Annotated in this window: 12 protein-coding genes and 1 riboswitch; of the genes, 4 read left to right on the forward strand and 8 right to left on the reverse strand. The window is 72.1% G+C overall.

What is annotated here, in order from left to right; genetic code table 11:
* Window positions 1–334 precede the first annotated feature (334 nt).
* The gene (gene glyA, locus QU602_RS13770; RefSeq protein ID WP_308797034.1) at window positions 335–1,609 is read right to left on the reverse strand and encodes a serine hydroxymethyltransferase; all 1,275 of its coding nucleotides are present in this window, start codon (window positions 1,607–1,609) and stop codon (window positions 335–337) included.
* Window positions 1,610–1,677: 68 nt separating this feature from the next.
* Window positions 1,678–1,759: riboswitch (ZMP/ZTP riboswitch) on the reverse strand.
* A 519-nt stretch (window positions 1,760–2,278) separates the two neighbouring features.
* Here glyA and QU602_RS13775 point away from each other — a divergent pair.
* The gene (locus QU602_RS13775) at window positions 2,279–4,324 is read left to right on the forward strand and encodes a sigma-70 family RNA polymerase sigma factor (RefSeq protein WP_308797035.1); all 2,046 of its coding nucleotides are present in this window, start codon (window positions 2,279–2,281) and stop codon (window positions 4,322–4,324) included.
* Between the two features lie 48 nt (window positions 4,325–4,372).
* On the opposite strand, the gene QU602_RS13780 is transcribed toward QU602_RS13775, so the two are convergent.
* Window positions 4,373–5,647, reverse strand: a complete 1,275-nt coding sequence (locus tag QU602_RS13780) for an MFS transporter (protein WP_308797036.1) — start codon at window positions 5,645–5,647, stop codon at window positions 4,373–4,375.
* Between the two features lie 154 nt (window positions 5,648–5,801).
* Here QU602_RS13780 and purU point away from each other — a divergent pair, with 154 nt between their 5' ends.
* Together purU and QU602_RS13790 are read left to right on the forward strand one after the other, a co-directional pair.
* Window positions 5,802–6,674: a formyltetrahydrofolate deformylase gene (gene purU / locus QU602_RS13785; protein ID WP_308797037.1), complete on the forward strand. Its 873-nt coding sequence runs from the start codon at window positions 5,802–5,804 to the stop codon at window positions 6,672–6,674.
* Between the two features lie 23 nt (window positions 6,675–6,697).
* Window positions 6,698–7,063, forward strand: coding sequence for a YrdB family protein (locus QU602_RS13790; protein WP_308797038.1), 366 nt, complete (start codon window positions 6,698–6,700; stop codon window positions 7,061–7,063).
* A 20-nt stretch (window positions 7,064–7,083) separates the two neighbouring features.
* Here the strand turns inward: QU602_RS13790 and QU602_RS13795 are convergent, their stop codons facing one another.
* A complete protein-coding gene (locus tag QU602_RS13795) occupies window positions 7,084–8,259 on the reverse strand; it encodes an ABC transporter permease (protein ID WP_308797039.1) in 1,176 nt (391 codons plus the stop codon).
* A 76-nt stretch (window positions 8,260–8,335) separates the two neighbouring features.
* Between QU602_RS13795 and QU602_RS13800 the strand changes: the two genes are divergently transcribed.
* Window positions 8,336–8,926 (forward strand): TetR/AcrR family transcriptional regulator, encoded by a 591-nt coding sequence (locus QU602_RS13800; protein ID WP_308797040.1) that lies wholly within the window; start codon window positions 8,336–8,338, stop codon window positions 8,924–8,926.
* Between the two features lie 111 nt (window positions 8,927–9,037).
* Here the strand turns inward: QU602_RS13800 and QU602_RS13805 are convergent, their stop codons facing one another.
* Genes QU602_RS13805 through QU602_RS13825 form a run of 5 tightly spaced genes read right to left on the reverse strand, consistent with a single transcriptional unit; the run spans window position 9,038 to window position 14,205 of the window.
* Window positions 9,038–9,823, reverse strand: coding sequence for a glucosamine-6-phosphate deaminase (locus tag QU602_RS13805; RefSeq protein WP_308797041.1), 786 nt, complete (start codon window positions 9,821–9,823; stop codon window positions 9,038–9,040).
* Entirely contained in the window at window positions 9,808–10,731 is a 924-nt protein-coding gene (locus QU602_RS13810) for an ROK family protein (protein ID WP_308797042.1), read from the reverse strand. The genes QU602_RS13805 and QU602_RS13810 overlap by 16 nt, the downstream gene beginning before the upstream one ends.
* Window positions 10,728–12,299 carry a glycoside hydrolase family 3 protein gene (locus QU602_RS13815; protein ID WP_308797043.1) on the reverse strand — a complete coding sequence of 524 codons (1,572 nt, stop codon included), beginning with the start codon at window positions 12,297–12,299 and terminating at the stop codon, window positions 10,728–10,730. The genes QU602_RS13810 and QU602_RS13815 overlap by 4 nt, the downstream gene beginning before the upstream one ends.
* Window positions 12,296–13,213 (reverse strand): carbohydrate ABC transporter permease, encoded by a 918-nt coding sequence (locus QU602_RS13820; protein WP_373692822.1) that lies wholly within the window; start codon window positions 13,211–13,213, stop codon window positions 12,296–12,298. Before QU602_RS13820 ends, QU602_RS13815 begins: the two co-directional genes overlap by 4 nt.
* On the reverse strand, window positions 13,210–14,205 hold the full coding sequence (locus QU602_RS13825) for a carbohydrate ABC transporter permease (RefSeq protein WP_308797044.1): 996 nt from the start codon (window positions 14,203–14,205) through the stop codon (window positions 13,210–13,212). The genes QU602_RS13820 and QU602_RS13825 overlap by 4 nt, the downstream gene beginning before the upstream one ends.
* Window positions 14,206–14,253: the final 48 nt, after the last annotated feature.

Raw genomic sequence — 14,253 nt, forward strand, 5'->3', positions numbered from 1 at the left:
TGCGCCCGGTCCGCGTGGGCCGCAATCCAGGGACTTCGGTGTGACGCCGGGGCGCCCGAGGCATCCATTCTCGGCGCGCGTCCGATTCTTCCTGCGTTGAGATTGCGGCCCGGCGCTCCGACGGGGCGGCCGGGCCGACCCCGACCATGGTCCGGCATGGCCGCAACTCAGGAGTTCCTGCGAGACACGCCGAGCCCGGAGCATCCGTTCGCGCCGTGTCGCCCGATTCTTCCTGAGTCACGATCTCGACGGGGGCGACGGCGGGCGGGTTGTGGGTGATGGGGGCGGATGCGGCGCCGCGCAGCGGCCATGAGCCGCCGCGGGCGCCACGCCGCTACTGCTGCAGGCCGGGGTAGAGCGGGAACGCCTCGGTGAGCTTCTGCACACGCGCGCGGAGCGCGGGGACATCCGCCCCGCCCTTCAGCACCTCGGCGATGACGTCGGCGACCTCGGTGAACTCGGCGTCGCCGAAGCCGCGCGTCGCGAGCGCGGGCGTGCCGATGCGCAGGCCCGACGTGACCATCGGCGGACGCGGGTCGAACGGCACGGCATTGCGGTTCACGGTGATGAGCGCGTCGTGCAGCAGGTCTTCGGCCTCCTGGCCGTTGATCTGCGAGTTGCGCAGGTCGGCGAGCACGAGGTGCACGTCGGTGCCGCCCGTGAGCACGTCGACGCCCGCGGCGCGCGAGTCGTCGGCGGTCAGGCGCGACGCGAGGATCTGCGCGCCACGGATGGTGCGCTCCTGGCGGTCCTTGAACTCGTCGGACGCCGCGATCTTGAACGCGGTCGCCTTCGCGGCGATCACGTGCATGAGCGGGCCGCCCTGCTGGCCGGGGAACACGTTCGAGTTGAGCTTCTTCGCAAGCTCGGTGTCCCGCGAGAGGATGAAGCCCGAGCGCGGGCCGCCGATGGTCTTGTGCACGGTCGACGACACGACGTCGGCGTACGGCACGGGCGACGGGTGCAGCCCCGCGGCGACGAGTCCCGCGAAGTGCGCCATGTCGACCCAGAGCTTGGCGCCGACCTCGTCGGCGATCGCCCGGAACGACGCGAAGTCGAGGTGGCGGGGGTACGCCGACCAGCCGGCGATGATGACCTGCGGCTTGTGCTCGAGCGCGGCGTCGCGCACCCGGTCCATGTCGACCAGGAACGTCTCGGGGTCGACGCCATACGCGACTGCGTTGTAGAGCTTGCCCGAGAAGTTCAGGCGCATGCCGTGCGTGAGGTGGCCGCCGTGCGCGAGCTCGAGGCCGAGGATCGTGTCGCCCGGCGTCGCGATGGCCGACAGCACGGCCGCGTTCGCGGTCGCACCCGAGTGCGGCTGGACGTTCGCGTACTCGGCGCCGAACAGCGACTTCGCGCGCTCTATCGCGAGCGACTCGGCGATGTCGACGTACTCGCAGCCGCCGTAATAGCGGCGACCGGGGTAGCCCTCGGCGTACTTGTTGGTGAGCACGCTGCCCTGCGACTGCAGCACCGAGACGGGCACGAAGTTCTCGCTCGCGATCATCTCGAGGTAGTCGCGCTGGCGACCGAGCTCGAGCTCGAGCACCTCGGCGATCTCGGGATCGACCTCGGAAAGCGGCTGATTGAAGACGGACTCGGCCAAGACTGGCTCCTTCTGGGTACACGGACCAAAGCGGTTGCTGCCTCGAGCGACGAGCGCCACGAGGCAGTCGTCCCGGCCCAGGCGTGCGGTCGGTCCGTGCCAGTCGCTCCCCGATGGGTGTCCATCTCAACGCCAGTCGCGACGAGGAAAGCATAGCAACGGATGCTCCGCGCGCGAGGTTCGGCACCTGGGTCGCTCGCGACCGGCGTGCGAGTCGTCGGGATAATCCGACGACACGCCACGCGGCGGCAGCGTGGAACGGCGCGTCGTCGGATTATCCCGACGACTGGTGACGGTGAGGAGAAGGAGGGAGGGAGGGAGGGAGGCTTGCGCCGGCGGGTCGGGAGGACCGGCCGCGGGCGTCTGTTTCCCCCGACGCCGGCGGCCGGTCCCGCACGCTCGCTGCGCGAGCGGGAGGCTCGCCGGTGGGTGGCCGGCGCCCTCACGTCGGACTTCGGGTGTCCGGCGTGGTGGCCTCACCTGAAGAGATGCTGCACGGGTCGTTTCATGACGCCGGAATCGGAGAATTTCTGCTGGAATGTGTGAAGTGCGTCCGGTTTCCCCACCGGCGTGACCCGATTCACCCGGCTCGCGCCCCGCACGAGCGCCGTTCGAACGCTCGAATCGAACTCCAGCATGCCCGCACACCCGAACCCGAGGAGATGGCCGGTGACCTCCGCGCCGACCGCCCCGCACGCCGACCCCGACGCGACCGCCGATCCGGACGCGGTCCTCGTCATGCGCACGCGCGAGGGCGACGACGAGGCGTACGCGGAGCTCTGGCGACGCCATGCCTCGGCCGGGCGCGCGGTCGCGCGCGGATTCAGCACGCTCGACAGCGACGACCTCGTGTCGGAGTCGTTCGTGCGCATCTACGAGGCGATCGGCAAGGGCGGCGGGCCGACCGGTGCGTTCCGGCCGTATCTGTTCACGACGATCCGCAACACCGCCGCGTCGTGGGGGCGCGCACCCCAGGAGACGCCGCTCGACACCCTCGACGTGCTCGAGGACCCCGGCACGGGTGAGGAGGCAGAGCTTGACGCCCTCGACCGTGGTCTCGTCGCCGAGGCGTTCCGCTCGTTGCCGACGCGTTGGCAGGAGGTGCTCTGGTACGGCGAGGTCGAAGAGCTCAGCCCCCGCCAGATCGCACCACTCATCGGCATGAGCGCGAACAGCACCTCGGCACTCGCTTATCGGGCGCGCGAGGGGCTGCGTCAGGCGTGGATCCAGGCGCACGTGCGCAGCGCCGAGACGCCCGACTGCCGCTGGACGCTCGAGCACCTCGGCGCGCACACCCGCACGCGCCTCGGTGCGCGCGACGCGCGACGACTGGACGCGCATCTCGACGGCTGTGCGAGCTGCACCGCGGCGGCGACCGAGGCGAGGCACGTCGGCTCGCGGCTCGCGCTGGTGCTGCTCCCCCTCGCAGCGGGCCTCGCGGGCGCCGCGAGTTACGCCGGGTGGGTGCGCGACGGCGCGCCGGTCGCCGAGCTCGCGGTGGGTGCGGTGCCGGTCGCCGAGCTCGCGGTGGGTGCGGTGCCGGTCACGGTGCTCGCGGCGGATGCCACGTCGGCGGCCGTGACGGCAGGCACCGCCGGCACGGCGGGCGCGGCGGGTGCGGCGGGTGCGGCGGGTGGCGCGGGTGCCGCGGGTGCCGCGAGCGGAGGCGGCGGCTCCGCGCCGGGCGCGGGTGCGACCGGCGGCGCAGGCGCAGGCGGCTCCGGCGCAGCGACCGGCGGCGCAGGCGCGGGCGGTTCCGGCGCGGCGGGCGGCGTTGCGGGCGCAGCTGCGGGCGCCGCCGGGGCCGCGGGTGCCGGCATCGGTGCGGGAGTCGTGACCGCCATCGCGGCAAGCGTGCTCGTCGCGGCCGTCGCGGTCGGCGCCGTCGTTGTGCTGCCCGGGATCCAGTCCGGTGCGAGTCCCGACGCCCGCATCGCGGCCGAGGCCGCGGAACCCGAGGCTCCGGTGAACAAGGCCGTCCCCGAGGCATCCGGCCCGCTCCCGGCCGTCGACCCCGTGGTCGACGTCGACGAGCTCGAGCCAGAGCCCGAGCCCGGGGCTCGAACCGAGGACGACACGACCGAGCCGGCGGCCCCGCCGGCCGCGCCGGCCAGCCCCGGCAAACCGGCGGCACAGCCGCCCGGCGCGGGCACGGCCGAACGTCCCATCACCCCGGAACCGGAGCCGGAACCCGAACCCGAACCCGAACCCGAACCCGAACCCGAACCCGAACGTCCCGACGCCCCCTTTCTGCATGCGCCCAACACCGCGAACGGCCTCGCGTTCCCCATCCTCTCGGGCACGGCTGCACCCGGCGCACTCGTGACCGTGGGCACGCCAGACGGCCGCTCGCTCACCACCACGGCCGGCGACGCGGGCGAGTGGTCGATCCTCGTCGACGGCCTGCCCGCGGGCACCTCGGATCTCGCCGTGACGCAGTCCGATGCGGGCGGCCGGACGTCCGATGCCACCGTGCAGTCGGTCGACCTGCTCGCCCCGGTGATCACCCTCGCCGAGGGGTACGCCGAAATCGAGGGTGCGGCGAACGCCGTCGTGGAGATATTCATGAACGGCGCGCCGCTCGGCATGGTGCCGCTCGACGCGAACGGGCACGCCGCCGGCTACGCCTGGTGGTGGGCGGCCGACATCACGATCCGCTACGTCGTCATGGGCGCTGACGTGCGGGTCGGTCCGGAGGCCCCTGCCGCGCGCTGACGTGCGCTCCCCGCCGGCGCGGTGGCGGTCGGAGATCGCCGCATGGGACTAGGCCGAAACATTGGGCGGCGGGGTGGGCCCGGTCGGCGCCGCGTCGCCCGCGCTCCGCTCGGCGCTCTGACGCCTCGTCGCACGCCCGGTCGCGACGGCCACGACCGTGGCGGCGACGACGAGCACGGCCGCGTACAGCCACGGCAGCGCGGCCACGCCGAGGACGCCGAACAGGATCGATCCGATGAGCGCCCCGCCGCCGATGCCGACGTTGAACGCCGTCGTGAAGAGTGCGCTCGCGGCGTCGCGATGCCCGGCGGGCGCGGCCTGCAGCAGCCGCGTCTGCAGCAGCGGTGGGATCGCACCGAACGCGACGCCCCAGACCGCGAAGGCCGCGACCGAGACCGCGGGTGCGAGGTCGAGGGCAATCGTCGCCAGGGCCGCCGCGGCGATCGCCATCGATCCGATCATGGTGCCCACGGCATGCCGCGCGAGCGGCGAGCCGGCGATCACGAGGCCGACCGCTCCGGCCACGCCGTAGACGAAGAGCAGCGGCCCGATCGCGCCGGCGTCGAATCCCATGAGATCGGTGATGAGCGGCGCGACGTACGTGTACACCGCGTACTGACCGAGCATGGTCACCGCCGTGACGGCGCACACGAGGATCACCTGCCAGAACCCGGCGTCGCGCACGCGGTACCTGGCTGCGGTCGGCGAGGCGCCCGCGTGATCGGCCGGCACCGCGAGACGCACGACGACCGCCCCGACGAGTGCGAGCAGGGCGATGAGGCCGAACGCGGCGCGCCAGCCGATGGCCTGCCCGAGCACGGTTCCCGCCGGCACCCCCAGGACGAGGGCGAGTGTGCCGCCGCCGAGCACGACGGCCACGGCACGGCCGATCAGGTGGTCGGGCACCAACCGCGCGGCGGCCGCGGCGACGAGCGCCCAGAACACCCCGTGCGCGACGCCGCCGACGACGCGCGCGGCGACGAACATCCAGTACTCGGGCGCGAGCGCCGAGAGCCCGGTCGAACAGGCGAGCACGATGAGCACCGCGATCAGCAGTGCCCTTCGGGGGATCCGGCTCGTCACGGCGACAAGCGGCGCCGAGGTGAGGACCACCGTGAACGCGTACACGGAGACGGTGAGCCCGATGAGGGTCTCGGGCACGCGGAGGCCCTCGCCCATCTCGGGGAGCAGGCCGGTGGGCAGCAGCTCGATGGTGATCGAGAGGAAGACGGCCGCGGCGAGCGCGAGCAGGCCGGGCCATGGCAGCGCGGCGCCAGGGTGGTTGCGCACCGTGCGCTCGCCCGCGGGTTCGGTGACGGACATCAGGATGTCTCTCCGACGGCGTTCCCCGACGGTCGCGAGCATCGAACTCGATGAGCCGGCTCTCGCGTCGGGTCGACTACGCGCTCGTGTGCGCGCCCAGGGCCGCCGGTGACCAGCGACCGCAAGCAGTCTACCGCGCGGGTACGCTGGGCGGATGACCACCGCCCCCGCCGACGGCCATCTGTACCACTGGGTCTTCACCCTGAGCTGCGCCGACGGCCCGGGCATCGTGCACGCCGTGAGCGGCGCGATCGTGGCGTCGCGCGGCAACATCACCGAGAGCCAGCAGTTCGCGAGCCTCGACACCGGCCGGTTCTTCATGCGGGTGCAGGTCGAGTCCCCCGCCGACCGGGCCGAGTTCGAGGCGGCCCTTCGGCCCGTCGTCGAGCAGTGGGACATGACCTGGCATCTCGACGAGGTCGGCCGCCCCCTGCGCACGCTCGTGCTCGCGTCGACCGCCGGGCACTGCGTGAACGATCTGCTGTTCCGGCAGCGGGCCGGTCAGTTGCACGTGGAGATCCCGCTCGTGCTGTCGAACCACGGCACGCTCCGCGACCTGGTCGACTTCTACGGCGTACCGTTCGAGTCGGCGCCCGTCACGGACCCGGATGCGAAGGCCGCGTTCGAACGGCGCATCCTCGACGCGGTCGAGGAGCATGACATCGAATTGGTCGTGCTCGCCCGGTACATGCAGATCCTCTCCCCTGAGCTGTGCGACGCACTCGCGGGCCGCTGCATCAACATCCACCACTCGTTCCTGCCGGGGTTCAAGGGCGCGAATCCCTACCGGCAGGCGCACGCGCGCGGTGTGAAGCTCATCGGCGCCACGGCGCACTTCGTCACGAGCGACCTCGACGAAGGCCCGATCATCGAGCAGAACGTGGTCCGCGTGGACCACTCCCGGAACGTCGCCGAGCTCGTCGCGATCGGGCAGGACGAAGAGAGCCGCACGCTCAGCCAGGCGGTGAAGTGGTTCGCCGAGCGCCGCGTGCTGCTCGACGGTGCGCGCACGATCATCTTCCGCTGAGCACCTCGGTAGGATTGACGGTCGTGACCGACCCCGCACCACCGCCCATGCCGAAGATCGGCCCGAACGATGTCCTGCGCTTCCTGCTGGAGCTGTTCGCGTTCGTGACGCTCGCGCTGTGGGGGTTCCTGGCGTTCCCGCTGCCGTGGCCCGGTGTGCTGATCGGCATCGGTGCGCCGCTCGCCGCGGTGCTCCTCTGGGCCCTCTTCGTCTCGCCGAAGGCGGTGTTCCGCGTCGACCCGTTCGGCAAGGCGCTGGTGGAGATCGCCGTGTTCTCGGCGACGGCGATCGCGTGGTGGACCATGGGACAGCCGATCGTCGCGATCTTGACCGCCGTCGTCGCCGCGGTGAGCGGCATCATCAACGGCCGCAAGGAACTCGCGGGCTGAGCTCGCACGGCGCGGCGCGGTCAGGTCGCGAGCGCGGCCTCTGGGTCGGGCTCCGCCGCACCGGCGGTGCGGAAGTGCCCGACCACCGAGAGCAGCGCGCCGCCCACGGCCCACGCGACGAGCACGAGCCAGGGGAAGGTCATGTCGGCCGCCGGAAAGTACGACAGCTCGCGAACGAGCGTCGCGGCCGCGCCCGGCGGGAACCACTGCCCCACCTCGCCCCACGGCACGGGGTAGAACTCCTTCGGCAATGCGACGCCCGAGATCGGGTTGGCGAACAACAGCATGACGATCGGGCCGACGGCGATGCCGGCCCGGCCGAAGAGCGCGACGAACCCGGTGATCGGCGCTGCGATCGCGGCGAGGGCGAGCGCGATCGCCACCGTGTTCAGCCACAGCTCGCCCTGCAGCGCCCCGAACCACGGGCCGAGGATCGCGGCGAGCGCGAGCCCGCCGACGAGCGCGTAGACGCCGACCGCGAGCAGCCGCCGGAGCGCGCCGATCACGACGACCGAGATCGCGATGCCGCCGATCATGCCGCCGAGCACGAGCGGGAACAGCGCTGCCGAGAGCCCGGTGCCGCGCGGGTCGGTGTCGGCGAGCGGCACGACGTCGGTCACGGCGACGTCGATGTGCGGTGGCGCGGACGGCGCCCCGGCGGCCTGCGCCGCAGCGGCGGCCTGCGCGTTGACGCCCTGCTCGAGTTGGCCGCCGAGCGCGGTGAGCAGCTGCACGACGACGAGGCTCGACGCCGACGAGGTGAGCACCTCCGGTTCGGGGCCGAGCACGATCGCGCCGTAGACCTCGCGGGCCTCGATGGCGTCGACCGCGGCGTCGCGGTCGACGACCGTGTCGAACGCGATCACACCGGGCTGGGCGTCGTCGACCGCCTGCTCGGCCGCGGTGACGGCCTCGGCCGGTCCGGCGATGGCGATGGGCAGGTCGCGCGGTGCGGCCGTGATCGACGGCCACGAGAACGCGAGCACGATCACGGAGACGAGTGCGGCGAGCCCGATTCCCAGCGCGATCACGCGCGCGATGGGCGTGTGCGTCGCTGTGGTCGGCGGATGCCCCGGGCCCGGCGCCGTACTCGAGCCGCCGCTCGGGCCATGGCCCGAGCCACGGTCCGGGCCGTGCGCCCGGCCGGGCCCGTCATCGGCCGGCTGTGCCGCGAGCGACGTGTCGTGTCGAGACATCCGATCCTCCATAAAAAACGAACCCTCGTTCTTTATAGTCCTCCCGCGGCCTATGCTTGTCAAGCAAGGAGGCCCCATGCCCAAGGTGTCCGACGCCCACCGTGCCGCGCGGCGCACGCAGATCCTCGGCGCGGCCGTGCGCTGCTTCGCCCGGAAGGGCTATCGCGGCACGTCGATGAGCGAGATCATCGACGAATCCGGCCTGTCGGCCGGAGCCATCTACGGACACTTCGACGGCAAGCAGGAACTGTTCGCCGCCGTCGCCGAACAGGTGCTCGCGGCACGCGAAGAGGATCTGAACACGCGCCACCCCGACGGCACGCCGCTCAGCCCCGGGGAGCTCATGCGCACGCTGCTCGACGGGTTCCGTCGCGAGCCGTTCAGCCACGTGGTCGTCCAGCTGTGGGCGGAGGCCGCGATCGACCCCGAGATCAGACGACTGGCGAACGTCGTGTTCGCACGCCTTCGCGCCACCGTCGTGTCGCACCTCACCGAATGGGCCACGGCCGACCCTCGCCGCGGCGAGGGCGACCCCGAGGCGTGGGCGCGGCGCGTCGCGCCGGTCGTCCTCGCGGTCGCTCCGGGCTTCATGGTGCAGCGCGCGATCGTCGAGGACTTCGACGACGAGGCCTACCTCTCAGCGCTCGCCGAGACGCTCCCGCACTGAACGCATCGACCGCGCGATGGAGGACGTTTCTCGCACCGGAGGTCGGAACCGTTCGACCTCGGACACGAGAAGTGTCCTCCATCGCGACGGGATGGGTCAGATGCGTTCAGGTCAGATGCCCTGCCAGGCGGGCTTGTTCGCCCAGGCGTGGCGGTAGTAGTCGAGGTGCTCCAGGCCGGAGGCCGCGGCCTCGTCGACGATCACGGTCGTGTGCGGGTGCAGCTGGATGGCCGACCCGGGCTGGTTCGCGGACACGGGCCCCTCGACGGCCGCGGCGACGGCCGGCGCCTTCGCCTCGCCGAACGCGAGGAGGACGAGGTGTCGCGCCCTGAGGATGGTGCCGATGCCCTGCGTGATGCAGTGCATGGGCACGTCCGACGGCGAGTCGAAGAATCGCGCGTTGTCGGTCCGGGTCTGCTCCGTGAGGGTCTTGACCCGGGTCAACGACGCCAGCGACGAACCCGGCTCGTTGAACCCGATGTGCCCCGTGCGGCCGATGCCGAGGATCTGCAGGTCCACGCCGCCGGCGGCGACGATGGCCCGCTCGTAGTCCGCGCCGGCATGCTCGATGCCCGCGGGGTCACCGTTCGGCACGCGCACGAGCTCAGGCGTGAGCCCGAGGGGCTCGACGACCTCGCGCGTGATAACCGCGCGGTAGTGCTCCGGATGCCCCGGCGGGAGCCCCACGTACTCGTCGAGCGCGAACCCGCGCACGCCACGCACGTCGACGCGGTCGTCGTGGATGCGGCGGGCGAGCGCCTGGTACGTCGCGATGGGTGTCGATCCGGTGGCGAGGCCCAACACGGCGTCGGGCTTCTCCCGGATCAGTGCGACGATGGCGCCGGCGACGAGCTCCCCGGCCTCGGCCTCTCCGGGCACGATCACGACCTCTGCCATGCAACCTCTCCTACGAGCGCCGCACCGACTGCGGCGGCCGGGAATCCCGGCGGGACGATCTGTACGCGACTCGACAGGTCGAGCGACGCAAGGAACGGCGATACGGCCGACCACTCATCGAGCACCCGGCGCACGCCTTCCTCGAGCCTATCGCCCAGAGCGGAGAGTCCTCCGCCGATGACGACCGTGTCGACATCGGTCGTGAGCACCAGGATCCGCACGGCCGAGGCGACACCGGTGAGGAACCGGTCGCGCACCTCGACGGCGCGCAGGTCGCCGTCGGCGGCGCGCTCGAACAGGTCGAGCGCGGGCAACGGATGCCTCGTCGGCCACGCCCTCGTGATCGAAGAGCCCGAGGCGATCGTCTCGAGGCATCCCTGCTGGCCGCAGCTGCAGCGTTCGCCGGCCGGATCGACCGGGATGTGGCCGATCTCGCCCGCGATCCCGCGGTCGCCGCGCAACAGCGCACCGTCGAGCACGATGCCCGCGGCGAGCCCCGTGCCGAGGTTGAGGAAGGCCATCGCGTGCGGCGCGCCACCGGCGCCCGCGAGCAGGTGATGGGCACCGAGCGCTGCGGCCTTCACATCGTTCTCGATCCGCACGGCGACGCCGAGCCGGTCGGCGATGCGGTCGCCGAGGTCGAGCCCGTCGAGTCCGAGGTTCACCGCGTGCTGCACGCGCCCGGTCCGGGCATCGACGGCGCCCGGGATGCCGATGCCGATCGACCCGAACGCGGTCGCCTCGAGACCGGCGAGCTCGCTCATGCGTTCGACGGCCAACAGCGCCGTCGCGACCACGTCGTCGGCTCCGAACCCCGTCGGCATGCGGATCTGCTCGCCGATCCGGCCGTCGGCGTCGAGCAGCACCCCGGCGGTCTTCGTGCCACCGATGTCGATGCCGAGCCTCACTCCGTCACCGCCGGACGGTCGGGAGCGGATGCCGCGCCGGTGAGCGCCTGACCGATCGTGGCGATGAGGGCCGCGCCGGCAACGCGGGACGCGCCGAAGCTCGCGACGTCGGCGTAGGCGCGGTCCTCACCCGGCCAGCCCAGATCGCAGACGACCACGTCGTCCCGCGCCGCGCGGAGCGCGTCGACCGCGGCGACCGCGAACGCATGCCGGTGCAGATCCTTGCCGATCACGAGCACCGGACCCGCGAGCCCCTCCGGGTCCGCGAGCGGCGCCACGTCGGCGAGGGCCAGCACCCGGGCGGTGCTGAGCCAGGAGGGGCGGCTCGCGCCCGCCTCGGCCGCGAACGGCCCCCACGGCACCGACCCGACCGCGATGTTCGCGACCGTGTCCACGCGGACGACCGTGCCGATCCGCTGCCGGCCCGCGAGCACGTCGAGCGAGCCGGTACGGAGGTCGAACGCGCGGGCGATCGCCTCCGGCGGCACGATCGGTTCGGCGGCGGCCGGCTCAGCCGGCACGGCCGCGGACGCCGCGGTCGCCGGCACCGGCGGAGCCGTCGTCGCCAACGCACGTACCCGCCCGGCCGCGTCGGCGACGCGCGCACGTGACAGCCGGCCATCGGCGACCGCACGAGCAACGGCGGCCACCATCGCCTCGATGGTCTCCTCCGAGACATCCGTGCCGATGCAGAGCAGATCGCACCCGGCCGCGAGCGCGAGCACCGCCGCCTCCGGGATGCCGCGCCCGCCGCTGGCGCCGCGCATGTCGAGCGCGTCGGAGACGATGACGCCCTCGAAGCCGAGCTCATCCCGGAGCAGGCCGCCGAGGATGCGTGGTGAGAGCGTGGCCGGCAGCTCGGCATCGAGCTGCGGCAGCAGGATGTGGCTCGTCATGATCGAACGCGTCCCGGCCTCGATCGCGGCGCGGAACGGCACCAGCTCGCGCGACCGCAGCTCGCTCAGCGGGAGATCGACGACGGGAAGCGCCAGGTGCGAGTCCTCCGCCGTGTCCCCGTGGCCCGGGAAATGCTTGGCGCTCGCGGCGACACCGGTCGACTGCACGCCGCGCGTCCACGCGGCCGTGTGCCGAGCCGCGAGCGCCGGGTCCGCGCCGAAGCTGCGCACCCCGATGACGGGGTTCGCCGCATTGCTGTTCACGTCGGCATCCGGGGCGAAGGTCATCGTGATCCCCACCGAGGCGAGCGCCTCCCCCACGGCCCGCGCCACGCGTTCGGTGAGCTCGACGTCGTCGAGCCGGCCCAGCAGCGCGTTCCCCGGATACGGCGAGCCGGTCGCGACGTGCAGACGGGTGACGTCGCCGCCCTCCTCGTCGATCGCGACGACCGACGCGGGCCCCGCCTCGCGCAGCGCCGCGACCAGCCCCCGGAGCTGGCCAGGCGAGGCCACGTTCGATCCGAACAGGCAGACGCCGCCGAGCCCGTCACGGAGGAGGCCGAGCAGCCAGCCCGGGGCATCCGGCCCCTCGAAGCCCGGAAGCAGGGTCGCGAGGATGTCGCGGCGCAGCGCGCCGTCGGCTGCGGGTGCGGTGGGTGCCTGCGCGCTCATCCCTTCACCGCCCCGCTCACGAGCCCGCTCGTCATGCGCGCCTGCACGATCAGGAAGAACACGATCACCGGGATCGCCATGAGCGTCGAGCCCGCCATGATCGCGGCCCAGTTCGTCGTTCCGTTCGCCACGAGGAATGTGCGCAGCCACACCGGCAGCGTCATCATCTCGGGCCGGGCGTTGAGCACGAGTGCGAACACGAACTCGTTCCAGGCCTGGATGAAGCCGAACACACCCGTCGCGACGAGCCCGGGCGCGAGCAGCGGGAACGTGACCCGCCAGAAGGCACCGAACCTCGAGCAGCCGTCGATCATGGCGGCCTCCTCGAGATCGACGGGCACCCCGTTGACGAAGCCGCGCAAGGTCCAGATCGTGAACGGCAGCACGGTCGCGATGTAGACGAGCGTCAGACCGATGATCGTGTTCAGCAGCTGCCAGCCGTCGATCACCCGGAACACCGAGACGATCATGGCCTCGCCCGGGATCATCTGGATCACGAGGATCGTGATGATGAACGCGCGGCGCGATGTGAACCGGAACCTCGTGACCGCGACGGACGCGGCGAACGCGAAGAGCAGCGCCACGACGACCGTCGTGAGCGTCACGACCAGCGAGTTGCCGGCCGCGGGCAGGAACGGGGTACGGCCCGGATCGAACAGCACGGTCTCGTAGTTGCGGAGCGTGAAGTTGTCGGGCCAGAAGTGCAGCTCGGAGCCGCGGATCTGGTTGTTCGGCTGCAGCGAGGTGTTCACCATCCAGTAGACCGGGAACACGAACACGGCGAACAACACGATCGACACGGCGCAGTAGACGACGGTTGCACCACGGCGACGCAGCGAGCCGCGGCGGCGCACCGCACCGCCCCTGGTGGTGGTGGCGCCGGCGGTGGTGGCGGCGGTGGCGGTGACGGTCACAGCTCCTCCTCCTTGACGACCTGGCGGACGTAGTACAGCGAGATCGACATGACGATGATCGCGGTGATCACGGCGATCGCACCGCCCGAGCCGAAGTCGCCGCCCGCGATCGAGATCTGGTAGATGTACACGCCGAGCGTGCTGGTCTGCTCGCGGATGCCGCCGATGTCCTGCAGCGCGAAGATCTGCGTGAACACCTTCAGATCCCAGATGATCTGCAGGATCGTGGTGATCAGGAAGATCGGCTTCAGGTACGGGAAGATGATGAGGCGGAACCGCTGGACCCCGCCGGCCCCGTCGAGTTGCGCGGCCTCGAGCACCTCGTCGGGCACCTGGGTGAGGCCCGCGTAGAGCGTGAACGCCACGAACGGCACCGCGCCCCATACGACGATGATCCCGGCGACGAAGAAGAAGCTCAGCGGTTCGATGAGCCAGGGGTGCTGCCGGAACTCCTCGAGCCCGAACGCGTTGACGAGCACGTGGTTGACGACGCCGTAGGCGGAGTCGAACATCCAGCCCCAGACGATCGTCGCGGTCAGCGCGGGCATCGCCCAGGCCAGCAGCATGCCCACCGAGAGCAGGATGCGGAAGGCCTTCGGCAACCGGGTCAGCAGCAGCGCGATCAGCGTGCCGAGCAGCATCGTCACGACCACGCACACCGCGGCGAAGACGAGGCTGCGGATCAGCACCTGATAGAACGCCGCATCGGTCAGGACGTCGGTGTAGTTCTCGAACCACACCCAGGTCGGCGGCGCACCGAACACCTGCGCCCGGCCGAACTCCTGGAACGAGGTGACCAGGAGCTGGATCAGCGGCCAGCCGACGATGGCCGCCAGCACGATGCTCGCCGGCACGAGGAGCGCGTACGGGGTGAAGCCGCCGCGGCGGCGGCTGCGCCGCCGGTTCCGCGCGGGCGGTGGCTCAGGGGCGACGAGTCGCTCACCCTCGACGGCGCTCGGCGCGGCGCCGGGGGTGCGGTCGACCGTGGTCATGGCATCTCCTCAGGGTCGAGGCGGGACGCGGTGCGGCGGCGGGGTGGC

It is taken from the genome of Agromyces protaetiae (assembly GCF_030866785.1).
Taxonomy (GTDB): domain Bacteria; phylum Actinomycetota; class Actinomycetes; order Actinomycetales; family Microbacteriaceae; genus Agromyces; species Agromyces silvae.

Excerpts from the sequence above, each read along its gene's own strand:
- QU602_RS13780 (WP_308797036.1), bottom strand. The coding sequence starts at position 5,647 with ATGTCCGTCACCGAACCCGCGGGCGAGCGCACGGTGCGCAACCACCCT.
- purU (WP_308797037.1), top strand. The coding sequence starts at position 5,802 with ATGACCACCGCCCCCGCCGACGGCCATCTGTACCACTGGGTCTTCACC.
- QU602_RS13795 (WP_308797039.1), bottom strand. The coding sequence starts at position 8,259 with ATGTCTCGACACGACACGTCGCTCGCGGCACAGCCGGCCGATGACGGG.
- QU602_RS13800 (WP_308797040.1), top strand. The coding sequence starts at position 8,336 with ATGCCCAAGGTGTCCGACGCCCACCGTGCCGCGCGGCGCACGCAGATC.
- QU602_RS13805 (WP_308797041.1), bottom strand. The coding sequence starts at position 9,823 with ATGGCAGAGGTCGTGATCGTGCCCGGAGAGGCCGAGGCCGGGGAGCTC.
- QU602_RS13815 (WP_308797043.1), bottom strand. The coding sequence starts at position 12,299 with ATGAGCGCGCAGGCACCCACCGCACCCGCAGCCGACGGCGCGCTGCGC.
- QU602_RS13825 (WP_308797044.1), bottom strand. The coding sequence starts at position 14,205 with ATGACCACGGTCGACCGCACCCCCGGCGCCGCGCCGAGCGCCGTCGAG.